We start from the raw sequence: 16,957 nt of genomic DNA on the forward strand, positions 1-16,957 counted from the left end.
GCGGGGCGGAGGGTGTTCAACTCGGCGCCCCGGTGGGGGAGTCGGCGTCGCGGGCGACCAGGGCGCGGTAGCCGGGGTGGGTGTGGAGCAGCTCCCGGTGGGTGCCGGTGGCGGCGACCTTGCCGTCGACCAGGTAGTGGACGGTGTCGGCCCGGTCGAGGAGCAGCGGCGAGGTGCTGGTGACCAGGGTGGTCCGGCCGGTCCGGGCGGCGCGCAGGCCGGCGGCCATCGCGGCCTCGGTGTGGGCGTCGACCGCGGAGGTGGGTTCGACGGCCAGCAGCACCTCCGGGTCGGCGGTCAGCGCGCGGGCCAGCCGCAGCCGTTGGCGCTGTCCGCCGGAGAGGTTGCGGCCGTCGGCGGCCACCGGGGCGTCCAGGCCGCCGGGCAGCGCGTCGTGGACGTCGCGGGCGGCGGCGTCGTCGATCGCGGCGAGCAGGGCGGCGTCCGGCGCGGGGGTGCGGCCGCGGACGGTCTCGCGGAGGGTGCCGGCGAACAGCGCGGCCTCGTTCTCGGCCAGCGCGATCCGGTCCCGGACGGCGGTCAGCGGCAGTGCGGTGAGCGGGGTGCCGCCCCACTCGGCGGCGGTGTCGGCGTCCAGCCGGGCCAGCCGCGCGGCGACGGCGGCGCTGTCGGCGGGGCGGGCGGAGGCGAGCACGGTCAGCTCGCCCGGGACGAGCCGGACGCCGGACTCGGGGTCGGCCAACTCGGCCGGCCCGGACGGGGGTTCGGCGGTGCCGGCGTCGGGCTCCGGGGTGAGGGCGAGGAAGGCGGTGACCCGGCGGGCGCAGACCAGCGCGCGGGCGACGTCCTGGCTGCCCTCCATCAGGAAGTAGACCGGGATGACCAGCACCGAGGTGTACCCGAAGACCGCGGCGAGCTGGCCGGGCGTCAGCTGGCCCTCGACGGCCAGCCGGGCGCCGAGCCAGGTGACGGCGGCCAGCAGCAGCACCGGCAGGCCGGCGCCGAGGGCCTGGATCCAGCTGGTGACGGCGCCGACCCGGTAGCCCTCGGCGCGCAGCCGCCGGGACTCCTCCCGGTAGCGGCCCGCGTACGCCTCCTTGCCGCCCAGGCCGTTCAGCACCCGCAGCCCGCCGGCCAGGTCCTCGAAGCGGGAGGTCAGCCGGGCCTGGTGGTCGCGGTAGTCGCCCTCGGTCCGGCGCTGGCGGGCGAACAGCGGGCGCAGCGCGAGGCCGAGCAGCGGCAGGCCGAGCAGGATCACCAGCGCCAGCAGCGGCGAGAGGCCGAGCAGGACGGCGGCGACCGCCAGGTAGCAGACCAGCGCGCCGACGCCGGGCCCGACGACGGTCAGCGCCAGGGACATCCGCACCACGTCGGAGATGCCGATGGTGACCAGCTCGCCCGCGCTCACCCGGCGGGGCAGCGCCGCGCCCAGCCGGGTGCTGTGCCGCAGCACCACGGTGACGGTGCGGAAGGTGGCGTCGTTGCGGATCAGCGTCATGACGCGGTGCCGGTGCCAGGCGAGCAGCACGTTGAGCAGGCCGGCGCCGAGCATCGCGGCGGACCAGGCCAGCACGGTGCCGGTCCGGCCGGTGCGCAGCCCGTCGTCCACGGCGCGGGAGAGCAGGTACGGCTGGACGATCAGCCCGAGCATCCAGGCGGTGCCGACCAGGGTGCCGGTCAGCGAGCGGCGGAGCTGGCTGGTGGCCAGCCACACCAGGAAGCGGAGCGGGCTGCGGATGTCTGGCTCGCCGGGCTCGCCGGCCGTCGGGTCGTTCACGGAGCGAGCGTAGCGGCGGGCTGCGGGGCGGCTCGAACGAATTCGGGGCCGGCGGGAGGGAGGGGCGGGCCCCGGCCGGCGCCGGGGCCCGCGGGGACGTCGGTTGACGGCGAAGCAGTACGCGCGGTGGCTGAGTTCGATGCCGTCCTTGGTGGTCGCGTAGGACTCCAGCACGTACCAGTCGCCGGCCGGCGGGGTCCGGCTGATGTCGGCCTCGCCGTGCGGACCGGCCGGGACGGTGGTCCATTGGTCGGACCAGCCGAAGCGGTAGGTGTAGCTCGCGATCTGGGCCCCCTTGATCTTCGGGGCGAAGTGGAACGTGCCGGGGGTGCCGGCCGCGCCGCCGTAGTTCTCCTCCGGGAAGTCCGCGGAGGTGACCGTCGGGGTGGTGTCGATCGGCTCCGACCAGCGGGCCCGGCGTGGCGCCGTGCCGGACGAGGGTGCCGTCCTGCGCCGGGTCGGCGGTCCGCCAGTGCGCGAACTCCTCGTCCAGCGGCCACGCCGACGGGTCGGTGTGGTTGGCGGCGCCCGAGACCGAGGGCCCGCCGTACGGGCCGTCGTGCACCACGGCCGGGGCGGCCGGGTCGGTGGCGCGGGGGAGGCCGCCGTCAGGCCGGCGCGCAGGAGCCGGGCCGGGGTGTGCGTCGGGGATTCCCCTCCGGAAGGCCCGGGCCGACGCGCTGCCGGACCGGGCTCCGGGGAGCGTACTGCACACGGCCGACCGGTCGGAGCGGACAACTCCGCCCGCCGGGGGCGGGGGTGGACTACGAGGCGTAGACCTGGAGTCGGGCGACCTGGCCGGCCGGCCAGCCGGTGTTGGCGGTGAAGACCAGGCGCAGGTGGCGGGTGCCGGTTCCGGCCGGGAGGGTGAGGGTGGCGCTGTTGCCGGTCGCCGGGTCGAAGACGTACCCGGCGGGGGCGAGCAGGCGGGTGAAGGCGGTTCCGTCGGTGCTGCCCTGCACCTCCACGGTCTGGGTGCGGGCGGCCCAGGCGGCGGCCGGGGGAACGGCGAGGACGATCCGGCGCACCGGGAGGACGGAGCCGAGATCGGTCCGCAGCCACTGCGGGAAGGCGTTGTTGACGCTCTCCCAGTAGCTGTTCGGGTCGCCGTCGACCGCGTTGCCGGAGCCGTAGCCCTGGGTGTGGCCGCTCTCCGCGGTGGGGCGGCCCAGCGCCAGGTCGCCGGTGGGGACGGTGGCGGCGGAGGTGGTCGCGGTGACCTGGGCGGAGGCGGCGGAGAGGTTGCCCGCCGCGTCCAGCGCCCGGACGGTGAAGGCGTACGCGGTGGCCGGGGACAGGCCGGTGACGGTGGCCGAGGTGGCGGCGGTGGCGGCCGCGACCGCGCCGCCGAGCAGGACCCGGTAGCCGGTGACGGCCACGTCGTCGGTGGCGGCGTTCCAGGCCAGCGAGACCGTGGTGTCGCTCTGCCCGGTCACCCGCAGGCCGCCCGGCGCGGTCGGGGCGGTGGTGTCCGGCGCGGTCGGGAACGGCTGGGTCGGGCGGGCGGCCGTCACCGGCAGCTGCCCCTTGAGCATCCGGCCGCCGTCGCCGGTCAGCCGCAGGTAGTAGTCCGAGGAGCAGGCCGTGCCGTCCTCGTCCAGCGCCAGGAAGCCGGACCCGGCGGGCAGCCAGGCCCGGGACTCGGCGGTCTTGGCGATCTGGTTGCCCTCGTTGTACTCGTCGAACATCGAGACGTACGCGGAGGCCGCCCCGGCCCGGGCCATGTTGTAGAACTGCCGCCACATGAAGTCGCCGTGCGCCCGCTGCCGGTCGCCGACCCCGCCGGGCAACACGCACGGCTGGTAGTCGATGCCGTGCGCGGCGCACTCGGCCAAGTCCGGGACGGTGGCGACGTTGTAGAAGTTGTCGGCGTCCGCCGCGCTGCCGATCCGGCCGACCAGCCAGGGCGAGAGCATGTCGAAGGCGTGGTAGACGTCCGAGAAGCCGGCCCGGGAGTCACGGTCGCCGGTGCGCCACCAGGTCGGCACCCCGCCGATCACGTAACAGCCCTGCGCCTTGAACCAGTTGAGGACGTCCAGGCACTGGGCGGGGGTGAACGGGCGCTGGTTGTCGTTGAAGCCGAAGCCCCAGACGCACACCACCGGCTTCCCGTTCTGCCGGGCGTACGCGGGCGAGGCGGTGTGCGCGCTCATCTTGTTCGTCCAGTCGGCTTTGATGTCCGACTGCATGGTGGTCCAGTCCGAGACGTCGTACATGAGGTAGAACTTCACGCCCTGGGACTCCGCCGCGCTGCGCACCCTGCCCGCCATCGCGTCCCGGGTCGGGCCCTCGCCGCCGGTCGGGTCGAAGCGCTGGAGGGCGGCGGTGTCGATGCCGTACTGCTTCATCCAGCGGAAGTGCAGGTCGACGGTGGACTGGTCGTAGGAGGAGAACAGGGCGGCCTGCTGGCCGTTCTCCAGGTTCGCGAAGGCGGTGGCGTACGTCTTCGGGTACTCGCGGACGTCCGGCCAGGCGACGATGGACTTGTTGGTGTTCGAGGGCGCCTGGCCCCAGTTCTGCGCCCAGTGCCACCAGCCGTTGATCGGGGCGCCGTCGCCCGGGCAGGCGAACCAGCCCTGGTAGCCGACCGTCACCTTGCCGACCACGTCGCCCGGCGCGCTCGCGGCGCGGGCCGGGGCCTCGCCCAGGGCCAGGCCCGTCGCGAGGCCCGCCGCTGCCGCCGCCTGTAGGAACACCCGTCGCGATACCACCATGCCGCTGCCTCCGCCCGGTTGACGACGTCTTGTCAGGTCCGCGACCCGACGACCCGGGAGCGTAACGGCGTTGACATCGAGCGGCAACATGTTGGACGTCCATTGCAAAAATTGGATTGCTAGACTGAAAGAGATCGACTGGCGAGATGGGCGATCCAGCCGCCGGACGCCGTGACGTCCACCGCGCCCGCCAGCGCGGCCGGTTCGCACAGGAAGCCCGGCGCGCTCGCACCGTCCGCCAGCCGGACCGGGCCCAGCGCCATCGGGTGCGGCAGCGCGGCCAGCAGCGCGCCCAGCCCGGCGGCGGACAGCTCCCAGAGCTCGCCCGCCAGGGCCGCCCCGCCCTCCGCCACCCGGACCAGGCCCGGCTTGGGCGGAGCGGTGTCCAGCGCGTACATCCGGTACTCCGGAGCGGTGCGCACCTCGGCGGCGAACCGGCCGCCCAGCGCGGTCAGTTGGCCGTTCAGCGGCTGCCCGGTCAGGTGCGCGCCGAACACCGCCAGCCGCACCGAGGGCTCGGTCAGCAGCCGGGCCAGCGCGGCCAGCCGCTCCTCCGTCCGGGGCGGGCCGACCAGCATCACGCCGAACGGCAGGCCGCCGACCGTGCCCGCCGGGACGGCGAGCGCGCACAGGCCCAGCAGGTTCGCCGAGTTGGTGAACCGGCCCAGCCGGGTGTTGGCGCCCACCGGGTCCGCCGCCACCTCGGCGAAGGTCGGGTGCCAGGTGGTGGTGGGCAGCAACAGGGCGTCCGCGTCGCCGAGTTCGGCCAGCGCGGCGGCCCGCAGCCGCGCCAGCTCGGCCCGGTCGGCGAACAGCCGGTGCGCGGGCACCTCCCCGGCCGCCCGGACGATGCCCGCCACCACCCGGTCCAGCCCCGGATCGCCCCGCTCGGCCGCCGCGTCCACGAACGCGCCCACCGCGGCGTACCGCTCGGCCACGAAGGCGCCCCCGTACAGCAGCGCCGCCGCCGCGTCGAACGGCGCCAGGTCGAGGTCGCGCAGCTCGGCGCCCGCCGCCGCCAGCCGGCCGGCCGCCGCCGCGTGCGCCGCCGCCCAGCCGTCCGCGAGCACGCCCAGCCGGGCGGCGTCCGGGACGGCGACCCGCCACGGGCCCGGGCGGCGGCCCGGTGCGGCCGGGGCCGGGTCGGCCAGCAGCCGCAGTGCGGCCTGCGCCTCGTCGACCGTCCGGGCGAACACCGAGACGCAGTCCAGGCTCGCGCAGGCCGGCACCACGCCGTCGGTCGGCACCAGGCCCGGGGTCGGCTTCAGGCCCACCACGCCGTTCAGCGCGGCCGGGACGCGGCCCGAGCCCGCCGTGTCGGTGCCCAGCGCCAGGTCGACCAGGCCCAGCGCGACCGCCACCGCCGAACCCGAGCTGGAGCCGCCCGAGATCCGGCCCGGGTCGACCGCGCCGCGGACCGCGCCGTACGGGCTGCGGGTGCCGACCAGGCCGGTGGCGAACTGGTCCAGGTTGGTGGTGCCCAGCACCACCGCGCCCGCCGCCCGCAGCCGGGCCACCGCCGGGGCGTCCCGCTCCGGCCGGTAGGCGTACGAGGGGCAGCCCGCCGTGGTCGGCAGGCCCGCCACGTCGATGTTGCCCTTCACCGCGCACACCGTGCCCGCCAGTGGCAGCCGCTCGCCCGCCGCGACCCGGGCGTCCACGGCCGCCGCCTCGGCCGCCGCCTCCGCCTCGGGCCGCAGGTCGATCCACACCTCCGGCCGGTCGACCGCGGCGATCCGCGCGTACGCCCGGCGCACCCGCTCCAGCGCGCTCACGCGGGAGCCCCCAGCACCACCAGCGGGCTGCCCGCCTGCACCTGGTCGCCCGAGCCGACCAGCAGCTCGGCGACCACGCCGTCCCGGTCCGAGAACACCGCGGACTCCATCTTCATCGCCTCCAACGCCATCAACCGCTGCCCCTTGCGCACCCGCTCGCCCGGTGCCACGTCCACCTTCCACACGCAGGCGGTGAACTCGGCCTCCACCACGCCGCCGCCCGGCGGCACCTCCACCGCGCGCGGCGCGGCGGGCGCGGCGCCGGCCGCCCGGTCGGCCCGGTCGAACTCGCCGGACTCCTCCCAGGCCCGCCGCTCCGCCGCGAACGCCGCCGCCTGCACCGCCCGGAACTCCTCGATCGGACCGGCGTGGTCGGCCAGGAAGCGCAGGTGCTCGGCGAGCGCGAACTCGCCCTCCTCGATCCGGAGTTCGAACCGGCCCGCGGCCATGTCGGCGCGCAGCTCCAGCAGCTCCTCCGCCGACACCGGGTACCAGCGGATCCGGTCGAAGAAGCGCAGCAGCCACGGCGCGCCCGGGGTGAACGGGCCGCGCTGCTGCCAGCCCGACCACATCTGCACCGTCCGCCCGACGAACTGGTAGCCGCCCGGGCCCTCCATGCCGTACACGCACAGGTAGGCGCCGCCGATGCCGACCGAGTTCTCCGCCGTCCACGTCCGGGCCGGGTTGTACTTGGTGGTGACCAGCCGGTGCCGCGGGTCCAGCGGGGTCGCCACCGGCGCGCCCAGGTAGACGTCGCCCAGGCCCAGCACCAGGTACTCGGCGTCGAAGACCGTCCGGTACACCTCGTCCACCGAGGCCAGGCCGTTGATCCGGCGGATGAACTCGATGTTCCACGGGCACCACGGCGCGTCGTCGCGCACCCCCGCCATGTACCGCTCGATCGCCTCCCGGGTCGCCGGGTCGTCCCAGGACAGCGGCAGGTGCACCGTCCGGCTGGGCACCACCAGCTCTTCGGCGGGCGGCAGCTGATGCTCCAACTCGCGCACGAGCGACAGGAGTTCGGAGATCGGGAGGACGTCCGGGTCGACGTGCACCTGGAGCGAGCGGATGCCCGGCGTCAGGTCGACCACGCCCGCCGGGCGCCGCCCGGCGACCAGCTCCGCCAGCGCGTGCACCCGCATCCGCAGCGCCAGGTCCAGCTGCATCGGGCCGTACTCGACCAGCAGGTTGTCGTCCCCGCTGCGCCGGTACGTCACCGACGGGCGCCCCGGGCCCTCGGGCAGCCGGTCCAGCACGCCGCCGTCCAGCACCGCCGGGCGGGAGGGCGCGGGCGGCGCGGCCGGGGTGCGGCGCAGCGCCGCCGCGTCGTCGGCGGTCACCGGCACGAAGCGGACGGTGTCGCCCGGGCGCAGCTGCCCCAACTTCCAGCGCTGCCCGGAGACCACCGTCGCCGGACAGACGAACCCGCCCAGCGAGGGCCCGTCCGGCCCGAGCAGCACCGGCATGTCGCCGGTGTAGTCGACCGCGCCCACCGCGTACGGGGTGTCGTGGATGTTCGACGGGTGCAGGCCCGCCTCGCCGCCGTCCCGGCGCGCCCAGGCGGGCTTCGGGCCGACCAGGCGCACCCCGGTGCGGGCGCTGTTGAAGTGCACCGACCAGTCGGCGGCGTAGAACTCGGCGACGTCCCGCTCGGTGAAGAACTCCGGCGCGGCGTGCGGCCCCTCGACCGCCGGCAGCAGCCAGGACGAGGTGAACTCCGGGCGGTCGGCGACCGGGCCCGCGCCCGGGCCGAGCGGGCCGGTGCCGCCGTGCAGCACGTCGCCCGTGCGCAGCGCCCGGCCGCCGTGGCCGCCGAAGCCGCCCAGCGTGAACGTCGCCGCGCTGCCCAGGAACGCCGGGGCGTCCAGACCGCCCGCCACCAGCAGGTAGCAGCGCAGGCCCGGGCCGGGCGGCGCCGGGACGTCCAGCAGCCCGCCCGCCGGGACGAGCACCGGCTCCCACTGCGGCACCGGCGCGCCGTCCAGCGTCACCGCCGTCGGGGCGCCCGTCACGCACACCCAGGTCGGGGCGGTGAACCGCAGCGCCGGGCCCAGCAGCGTGCACTCCAGGCCGGGCGCGCCCTCCGGGTTGCCCAGCGCCCGGTTGCCGAGCCGGAACGACAGGTCGTCCATCGGCCCGCACGGCGGCACCCCGACCTGCCAGTAGCCGGTGCGGCCCGGCCAGTCCTGCACCGTGGTCTGGGTGCCCGCCCGGACCACCTCGATCCGCGGTGTGAGGTCCGCCACGTGCGCCAGCGTCCCGGTGTGGTGGGCGGCCGCGGTCACCTCCGGCACCGCCGGGACGGCCCGCAGCAGGCCCAGGTTGGTCTCGATGCCGTGGATCCGGGTCTCCGCCAGGGCCCGCGTCAGCCGCCCCAGCGCGTCGGCGCGGTCCGCGCCGTGCACGACCACCTTCGCCAGCATCGGGTCGTACGCGGTGGTCACCTCGGTGCCGGTCTCCACCCAGGTGTCCACCCGGACGCCGGCCGGGAAGGCCACCTCGGTCAGCAGACCCGCGCTCGGCCGGTGGTCGCGCGAGGGGTCCTCGGCGTACACCCGGGCCTCCACCGCGTGCCCGCGCGGCGGGCCGACCTCGCGCACCACCCCGCGCTCGCCCCGGGCGAGGCGCAGCATCCACTCGACCAGGTCGACCCCGTACACCGCCTCGGTGACCGGGTGCTCCACCTGGAGCCGGGTGTTGACCTCCAGGAAGTACGCCTCCTCGCGCGCCGCGTCGTACACGTACTCCACGGTGCCCGCCGAGCGGTAGCCCACCGAGGCGCACAACTGCCGCGCCGAGTCTGCCAGTTCGCGGCGGACGCGGTCGGGCAGGCCGGGCGCCGGGGCCTCCTCCAGCACCTTCTGGTTGCGGCGCTGCAACGAGCAGTCCCGGTCGCCGAGGGCCACCACCCGGCCGGTGCCGTCGCCGAACACCTGCACCTCCACGTGCCGGGCCCGCTCCACCAGCCGCTCCAGGAACACCCCCGCGGTGGCGAAGTTCGCGGCCGCCACCCGCTGCACGCCCTCCCAGGCGTCGGCCAGCTGCGCCGCGTCCCGGCAGGCCCGCATGCCGATGCCGCCGCCCCCGCCGGTGGCCTTCAGCATCACCGGGTACCCCACCGCCTCCGCCGCGGCCAGCGCCGCCGGCAGGTCGGCCAGCAGCCCGGTGCCCGGCAGCAGCGGCACCCCCGCCGTCTCGGCCGCCGCCCGGGCGGTGTGCTTGGCGCCGAACACCTCCAGCTGGGCCGGGGTCGGGCCGACGAAGGCCAGGCCCGCCGCCTCCACCCGGCGGGCGAACGCGGCGTCCTCCGAGAGGAACCCGTACCCCGGGTGGACCGCGCCCGCCCCGCCCTCCAGGGCGGCCGCCAGCACCAGGTCCGCCCGCAGGTAGCTGTCCTTCGCCGCGGCCGGGCCCAGCCGCACCGCGCGGTCGGCCATCCGCACGTGCGGGGCCGAGCGGTCCGGGTCGGAGAACACCGCGACGGTGGACAGGCCGATCCGGCGGGCGGTGCGGATGATCCGGGCCGCGATCTCGCCCCGGTTGGCGACCAGCAGGGTGTCGAAGCTCATCGCGGGCCGTCCTCGGTGGTTGCGGCGGGTTCGGTGGCTCCGGTGCGCTCGGTGACCGTCATGCGCACCGGGGTCGGGTCGAAGCCGTTGCACGGGTTGTTGACCTGCGGGCAGTTCGACACCAGCACCAGCACGTCCGCCTCGGCCCGCAGCACCACCCGCAGGCCCGGCGCGGAGAGCCCGTCCACGATGCCCAGCGTGCCGTCCGCCTCCACCGGCACGTTCATGTACCAGTTGAGGTTCGACACCAGGTCCCGCTTGCCCAGCCCGTGCCGGGCCCCCTCGGCCAGGAAGTTCTCCACGCAGGCGTGCTGCGACCAGGTGTGGTGGCCGTAGCGCAGGGTGTTCGACTCCTTCGAGCAGGCGCCCGCGATCGTGTCGTGCCGCCCGCAGTCGTCCGCCACCACCGTCATCAGCGGGGTGTGCTCGTTCGACATCAGCACCGTGCCGGTGGACACGAAGACGCTGCCGGACGCCTGGAGGGTGTCGGCGGCGCTGTAGCGCACCGCGGTGTCGTGCGCGTCGTACAGCAGGCAGTCGACGGCCTGGTTGCCGTGCAGGTCGGTGACGGTCAGGAACTGCCCGCGGCGGACCACGGCGGACCAGGCGGCGCGGGCGGGGACGGCCTCGTCCAGGACGACGGTCGCCGGGACGGCGGTGGGGATGGTGGTCTCCGGGACGGCGGTGGTGGTCATCGGGCCCCCAGGGCGGCGGTGTTGAGGTGGGCGCGGTGGCGCTCGGGCGTGGTGTCCCAGTGCGGGTCGCCGGGGGCGGTCACGGCGCCCGGGGTGACGGTGACCCGCAGCGGGGTGCAGTGCCAGGCCGGACGCGGGTCCAGCGGGTGGGCGGTGTTGGCCAGCAGCAGGGTGGTGCGCTGCTCCAGCCGCAGCACCACCTCGGCCCCCGAGCCGGCCGAACCGGTCGGGAGCAGCGAACCGTCCGCCGCCACCGTGACGCCGCGGAAGAACGAGACCGGGGCGGGCAGGTCGCGCGGGGCCAGCCCCTGCTTGGCCGCGGCCAGCAGCAGCAGCTCGCGCCCCGCCGGGGACGGGCCGTGCGCCGCGCCGTCCCCGTAGCGGGCGCGGTTGCGGGCCGCGGTGGACGCGCCCGCGAGGGCGTCGTGCCGGCCGGAGGTGTCCGCGACCAGGGTGGCCAGCACCCGGCCCTGGTCCGAGAGCAGTTGGCTGCCGAGCCGGAGGTAGGCGTTCCACTGCACCTTCACGGTGTCCGCCGGGTTCAGCCGCTCCCAGGGGCGGTCGGTCACGAACAGCAGCAGGTGCGCGCAGGCGTCGCCGTCCCGGTCGGTCAGCGCCACGTGCGCGCCGGCCGGCAGGACGAGGTGGGTGTAGCCGCCGGCGGCGACGGTCTCCGACCACAACGTGCCTGCGGGCGGAGGCAGTTGCGGCATGCAGTCCACGACCGTGCCCGCCTGGGACCTGGCGTGGGCGCGGGCGGCCGTGGTGGTGGCGGTGCCGGCCTCGGCGTGGGTGGTTTCTGTCATGCGACAGAAATTAGGGAGGGGCGGATTCGGCGTCATTGCCCTTGCGTGACGCGGGAGTTACCGTCCCCTCACGGCGGGGGAGGGGGAGGGGGAGGGGGAGGGGGAGGGGGAGGGGGAGAGAGGAGCGGCGGGGCGGCGGACGTGCGGAGGCCGCCCGGGGTGCGGGCGGCCTTGGGCGGGGGCGTGGGCGGTCAGGGGCGTCGGCGGCGCAGGCGGTAGGCCGCGCCGGTGGCGAGGGCGGCGGCGAAGGTCAGCAGGGCGAACCAGCGCAGGTACCAGTGGCCGCCCTCCGGGTCGTACACGGCGGCGCGCGGCCACGCCAGGTTCACCGTCATCGCCACCCCGTACAGCAGCGCCGCCGCGTTCACCGGCAGCCCCCAGCGGCCCAGCGAGAACAGCGGACGGCCCGTCTCGTCCGTCGCGGGCGCGCCCTCGCCCAGCGGCAGGCCGCGCAGGCGGCGGACCAGCACCGCGCCCACCACCAGGGCGTACGCCGCGTACACCAGGGCCACGCAGGTGGAGGAGAGCGCCACGAACGCCGCCGGGGCCGCCAGGTCGAGCAGCAGGAACCCGACCGCCGGGGCGCCCACCGCGAGCGCCGCCCAGCGCGGCATCCCGCTGCGCGGCGCGACCGCGGACAGGCGGCGCCACCCCGGCAGCGCGCCGTCGCGGGCCATCGAGAACACCATCCGGGCGCCCGCCGTCTGCATCGCCAGCGTCCCGACGCACACCGCGACCGCGACGTCCGCGAGCAGCACCCGCCCCAGCCCGTCGCCCAGCCGGCTGGTCAGCACGTACGGCAGCCCCTCCGCCGCCAGCCGCCCGTCGGTCAGGCTCGGCGCGGCCAGCACCCCGCCGAGCAGCAGCAGCCCGCCGGCCAGGCCCGCGGTGGCCAGCGCGGTCAGGATCGTCCGGGGCGCCGTCCGGCGCGGGGCCAGGGTCTCCTCGGAGAGCTCGCCCGCGCTGTCGAACCCGATCATCACGTACGCCGCGGTGAACGCCCCCACCAGCAGCGCCCACCCGCCGCCGCTGCCCGGCGCGGTATGCAGCAACTCCCGCGGGGGCTGCTCGGCGTGGCCGAACAGCGCCACCACGATCAGCACGATGCCCAGGATCTCCGCGCCCACCCCGACGCCGTTGACCAGCGTCAGCACCCGGTTGTCCACGGCGTTCACGAAGGTGGTCAGCGCGATCAGCACCGCCCCGAGCAGGACGGCGTTCGCCGCACCGCTCGCGGTGGTCGGCGACGGGTCGCCGCCCAGCAGCTGGAAGCCGGACCACAGGGCGGGCAGCACCACCTGCAACGCGAGGGCGGCCGCCGCCACCACGACGACCTGGCCCAGCACCATGAGCCAGCCCGTGAACCACCCGTACACCGGGCCGGCCATCCGGCTCGCCCACTGGTAGATCGCGCCGGAGTACGGGTGGCGGGCCGCGAGTTCGGCGAAGCAGGCGGCCACCAGCAGCTGGCCGAGCAGCACGACGGGCCAGGTCCAGACGAAGGCCGGGCCGGCCGCGCCGTAGCCGAACGCGAACAGCTGGAAGACGGTGGTGAGCACCGAGATGAAGGAGAAGCCGGCCGCGAAGGAGCCGAACCGGCCGATGGTGCGGTGCAGTTGCTGGGGGTAGTCGGCCGCGACGGCGGCCGGGGGCGCGGACGTCGTGCTGGTGGTCATGGGGCACCGGCCTTCCGCAGGCGTTTTCTGTCGGGTGACAGAAATTAGGGGCCTGCGGATTCCCGGATGTTGCCCGGGAGTTGCCCGGTGGTTGCGGTCTCCTCACGGAAAGCGCATTCAAGGGGCCCGGGGAACGGCGGGTCGATGCTGCTGGCGGTCGGAGCCCATCGGAGGTTCGTGCTGCTGCGGGTCTTCGACGGAACCGGAAGCAGGTGCGCGCAACGGCAGTGCACCGTCAGCAGACCGGGCCTCGCCGTTTCCCGAGCCCCTGACGGTTCAGACCAGGCTGTCCTTCCAGGTCTGGTGGAGGGTGGCGAACCGGCCCGCGGCGGCGATCAGGCCGGCCGGGGTGTCGTCCTCGACGATCCGGCCCTGGTCCATCACCAGGACGCGGTCGGCGATCTCGACGGTCGAGAGCCGGTGGGCGATGATCACGGCGGTCCGGCCGGCCAGCACGGTGCGCATGGCGTGCTGGACCGCCTGCTCGCCCGGGACGTCGAGCGAGGAGGTCGCCTCGTCGAGGATCAGCACGGCCGGGTCGGCCAGCAGGGCGCGGGCGAAGGCGACCAGTTGGCGCTGGCCGGCCGAGATCCGGCCGCCGCGCTTGCGGACGTCGGTGTCGTAGCCGTCCGGCAGGGCGGCGATGAACGCGTGGGCGCCGATCGCGCGGGCGGCCGCCTCGATCTCGGCGCGGGTGGCGTCCGGCTTGCCGACCGCGATGTTCTCCGCGACCGTCCCGGAGAACAGGAAGGACTCCTGGGTGACCATCACGACGTTCGCCCGCAGCTCGGCGGTGGACAGCCCGCGCAGGTCGACGCCGTCCAGCGCGACCGTGCCGGCCGACGGGTCGTAGAACCGGGCCAGCAGCTTGGCCAGCGTCGACTTGCCCGCACCGGTGGCGCCCACCACCGCCGTGGTGCGGCCGGCCGGGAGCAGCAGGTCGAACTCGGGCAGCACCTGCTTGCCGTTGGCGTACGCGAAGGACACCCCGCGGAAGGCCACCTCGCGGCCCTTGCCGGTGGCGGCCGGCAGCGCGGCCGGCTCGGCGGGCTCGGGCACGGACGGCTCGTGGGCGAGCAGGCCGGCCATCTTCTCCAGCGCGGCCGCCGCCGACTGGTAGCTGTTCAGGAACATCGCCAGCTGGTCGATCGGGTCGTAGAGCCGGCGCAGGTAGAGCACGAAGGCGGTCAGCACGCCGAGTTCGAGGCTGCCGTCGGTGACCAGGAAGGCGCCGAGCACCACCACGCCGGTGATCCAGACGTTGGCGGTCAGCCGGGACAGGAAGACGTACCGGGCCATCTCCAGCAGGCCGTCCGCCGTCGCGGTGGCGGACTGCCTGTTGACGGTCGCGAAGGCCCGGTCGTTGGCGGCCTCGCGGCGGAACGCCTGCACCGGGCGGATGCCGTTCATGGTCTCGGTGAAGCGGACGATCAGCGCGGCGGTGACGGTGCGCGAGCGGCGGTAGACCTGCTGGGAGCGGCGCCGGAAGGAGCGCACGATCAGGTACATCGGCAGGAAGGAGACCAGCGAGGCCAGGCCCAGCCGCCAGTCGACGATGACCAGCACGACCGTGATGTAGCCGACCGACAGGCAGACCATCAGCAGTTCCTGCAGGCCCTCGGCGAGCAGCTCGCGCAGGGTGTCCACGTCGCTGGTGGCGCGGGAGATGATCCGGCCGGAGGTGTAGCGCTCGTGGAAGTCCAGGCTGAGCCGCTGGGCGTGCCGGAAGATCCGGCCGCGCAGGTCGAGCAGCACGTCCTGGTTGACCCGGGCGGCGGACCGGATGAACGCCCGCTGCAGCGCGGTGGCGAGCAGCGCGCAGCCCAGGTAGGCGGCGGTGACGGCGACCAGCGGGCCCGAGTCGTGCCCGCGCAGGGCCGGGATGCCGCGGTCGATGGCGTAGGCCACCAGCAGCGGGCCGGCCTGCAGCGCGGCCTGCTGGAGCAGCACCGTCAGCACCGCGACGACGATCCGGCGGCGGTGCGGGGCGAGCAGCGAGCCGAGCAGGGCGCGCGGGGCGCCCGGCGGGACGGGGATGTCCTGGTCGTCGGCGGCCGGGGGGAGGAGGTCGTCCTCCGCGACGGCGGGTTCGGCGACGGCGGTGGTCATCGGGCCAGCGCCCCTTCCAGCTCGGACTCTCCGGACATCAGGGCCCGGTAGGCGGGACAGGAGCGCAGCAGCTCCTGGTGGGTGCCGACGGCTGCGATCCGGCCGTCGGCCAGCAGCGCGACCCGGTCGGCCAGCAGCACGGTGGACGGGCGGTGCGCCACGACCAGGGCGGTGGTGTCGGCCAGCACCTCGCGCAGGGCGCGCTCGACCAGCGCCTCGGTGTGCACATCCAGCGCGGAGAGCGGGTCGTCCAGCACCAGGAAGCGCGGCTCGCCGACCACCGCCCGGGCCAGCGCCAGGCGCTGGCGCTGGCCGCCGGACAGGCTCAGGCCCTGCTCGCCGACCTCGGTGTCCAGCCCCTCGGGGAGCCGGTCGACGAAACCGGCCTGCGCGGTGGCGAGGGCCGCCGCGACCTGCCCGGGTTCGGCGTCCGGGGCGCCCATCAGGACGTTCTCCCGGACGGTGGCGGAGAACAGCGTCGGCTCCTCGAAGGCGACGGCGACCCGGCGGCGCAGCTCGGCGCGGCTCAGGTCGCGGACGTCGGTGCCGTCCAGGGTGATCGACCCGGCGGTGGGCTCGTACAGCCGGGGGAGCAGCGCGGTCAGCGTGGTCTTGCCGCTGCCGGTGGCGCCGACCAGGGCCAGCGTCTCGCCGGGGCGGACGTGCAGGTCGACGCCGGCCAGCAGGTCGGGGCTGCCGGCCGGGGCGTCCGGGTAGCGGAAGCGGACGCCGGCGAAGCGGATGCCGCGCTCCTCGGCCGGGGCCAGGCCGGACGGCGGGTCGGCCGGCTCCGGCTCGTCCATCACCTCGAAGTAGCGGTTGGCGGCGCTGGCGGCCTCGGCGGCGAAGCCGAGCAGCCAGCCGATCGACTCGACCGGCCAGCGCAGGGCCAGCGCGGTGGACAGGAAGGCGACCAGGGTGCCGACCGAGAGCTGGTCGTGCGCGACCAGGACGGCGCCGGTGGCCAGCGCGCCGCCGAGGGCCAGCTCGGGCAGGCCGACGATGGCCGCCCACAGGTTGCCCAGCAGGCCGGCCTTGCGCAGCTCGGTCTCGCGCAGCTCGGCGCTGCGGGCCCGGAACTCCTCGGCCATGGTGCGGTGCCGGCCGAAGGCCTTGAGGATCCGGATGCCGAGCACCGACTCCTCGACCACGGTGGCCAGGTCGCCGTTCTGGTCCTGGGCCAGCCGGGAGGCCGCGGAGTACCCGGCCTCGAAGCGGCGGGTGTAGAACATCAGCGGGACCGCCGGGACCAGGGTGATCAGGGCGAGCCGCCAGTCCAGCACGAACATCAGCGCGGTGCCGGTCAGGAAGACCGTCGAGTTGACGACCAGGAAGACCAGCGGGAAGGCCAGGAACAGCCGCAGCACGAACAGGTCCGAGGTGGCCCGGGAGAGCAGCTGGCCGGAGGGCCAGCGGTCGTGGAACGAGATCGGCAGCCGCTGGAGCTTGGCGAACAGCTCGCCGCGCAGCCGGGTCTCGACCCTGGCCAGCGGGCGGGCCACGATCACCCGGCGGACGCCGAACAGCACCGCCTCGGCGACGCCGAGCAGCAGCAGGGCGCCGGCCAGCGGCCACAGGCCGGACAGGTCGTGGTGGGCGACCGGGCCGTCGACGATCCGGCGCAGCACGATCGGGACGGCCAGCACGCTGAGCGAGGCCAGCCCGGCGGCCGCCATCGAGCCGAAGATCCGCCAGCGGGCCTCGCGGGCGTAGGGCCACAGGCGCAGCAGCGAGCGCACCGCGGACCGGGGTGCCGGTGCGGGCGGTGTGGTCGTGCCGTCGGTTGACGGGGTGTTCGGTTCCGCGGGGGTGGGCGGAGCGGGGTTCTGGTTCTCGGCCATCGCCGAGCAGGGTAGACGCAGGCGCTGACATTTC

General features: G+C 75.7%; 9 protein-coding genes. All 9 read right to left on the reverse strand.

Annotation, left to right across the window (positions count from 1 at the left end; genetic code table 11):
* Positions 1–16: 16 nt before the first annotated feature.
* A complete protein-coding gene (locus tag KSE_RS25035; protein WP_014138149.1) occupies positions 17–1,738 on the reverse strand; it encodes an ABC transporter transmembrane domain-containing protein in 1,722 nt (573 codons plus the stop codon).
* A gap of 764 nt (positions 1,739–2,502) precedes the next feature.
* A complete protein-coding gene (locus tag KSE_RS25040) occupies positions 2,503–4,452 on the reverse strand; it encodes a discoidin domain-containing protein (RefSeq protein WP_033259700.1) in 1,950 nt (649 codons plus the stop codon).
* 119 nt (positions 4,453–4,571) lie between these two features.
* Complete coding sequence (gene atzF / locus KSE_RS25045; RefSeq protein WP_014138151.1) at positions 4,572–6,227, reverse strand: allophanate hydrolase; 1,656 nt, start codon at positions 6,225–6,227, stop codon at positions 4,572–4,574.
* Entirely contained in the window at positions 6,224–9,796 is a 3,573-nt protein-coding gene (gene uca, locus KSE_RS25050) for an urea carboxylase (protein WP_014138152.1), read from the reverse strand. The genes atzF and uca overlap by 4 nt, the downstream gene beginning before the upstream one ends.
* Complete coding sequence (locus tag KSE_RS25055; RefSeq protein ID WP_014138153.1) at positions 9,793–10,491, reverse strand: urea amidolyase associated protein UAAP2; 699 nt, start codon at positions 10,489–10,491, stop codon at positions 9,793–9,795. The genes uca and KSE_RS25055 overlap by 4 nt, the downstream gene beginning before the upstream one ends.
* Positions 10,488–11,297, reverse strand: coding sequence for an urea amidolyase associated protein UAAP1 (locus tag KSE_RS25060; protein ID WP_014138154.1), 810 nt, complete (start codon positions 11,295–11,297; stop codon positions 10,488–10,490). Before KSE_RS25060 ends, KSE_RS25055 begins: the two co-directional genes overlap by 4 nt.
* A 191-nt stretch (positions 11,298–11,488) precedes the next feature.
* Positions 11,489–12,973, reverse strand: a complete 1,485-nt coding sequence (locus KSE_RS25065) for an amino acid permease (protein WP_014138155.1) — start codon at positions 12,971–12,973, stop codon at positions 11,489–11,491.
* Between the two features lie 276 nt (positions 12,974–13,249).
* Positions 13,250–15,082, reverse strand: a complete 1,833-nt coding sequence (locus tag KSE_RS25070) for an ABC transporter ATP-binding protein (protein WP_014138156.1) — start codon at positions 15,080–15,082, stop codon at positions 13,250–13,252.
* Positions 15,079–16,923: an ABC transporter ATP-binding protein gene (locus KSE_RS25075; protein WP_014138157.1), complete on the reverse strand. Its 1,845-nt coding sequence runs from the start codon at positions 16,921–16,923 to the stop codon at positions 15,079–15,081. The genes KSE_RS25070 and KSE_RS25075 overlap by 4 nt, the downstream gene beginning before the upstream one ends.
* Between the last annotated feature and the right edge of the window lie 34 nt (positions 16,924–16,957).

Origin of the sequence: Kitasatospora setae KM-6054 (assembly GCF_000269985.1) — a bacterium.
GTDB lineage: Bacteria > Actinomycetota > Actinomycetes > Streptomycetales > Streptomycetaceae > Kitasatospora > Kitasatospora setae.

Bases quoted from the DNA above. Each gene is read 5' to 3' on its own strand.
- KSE_RS25075 (WP_014138157.1), bottom strand. From the start codon at position 16,923: ATGGCCGAGAACCAGAACCCCGCTCCGCCCACCCCCGCGGAACCGAAC.
- uca (WP_014138152.1), bottom strand. From the start codon at position 9,796: ATGAGCTTCGACACCCTGCTGGTCGCCAACCGGGGCGAGATCGCGGCC.
- KSE_RS25065 (WP_014138155.1), bottom strand. From the start codon at position 12,973: ATGACCACCAGCACGACGTCCGCGCCCCCGGCCGCCGTCGCGGCCGAC.
- KSE_RS25070 (WP_014138156.1), bottom strand. From the start codon at position 15,082: ATGACCACCGCCGTCGCCGAACCCGCCGTCGCGGAGGACGACCTCCTC.
- KSE_RS25055 (WP_014138153.1), bottom strand. From the start codon at position 10,491: ATGACCACCACCGCCGTCCCGGAGACCACCATCCCCACCGCCGTCCCG.
- KSE_RS25060 (WP_014138154.1), bottom strand. From the start codon at position 11,297: ATGACAGAAACCACCCACGCCGAGGCCGGCACCGCCACCACCACGGCC.
- KSE_RS25040 (WP_033259700.1), bottom strand. From the start codon at position 4,452: ATGGTGGTATCGCGACGGGTGTTCCTACAGGCGGCGGCAGCGGCGGGC.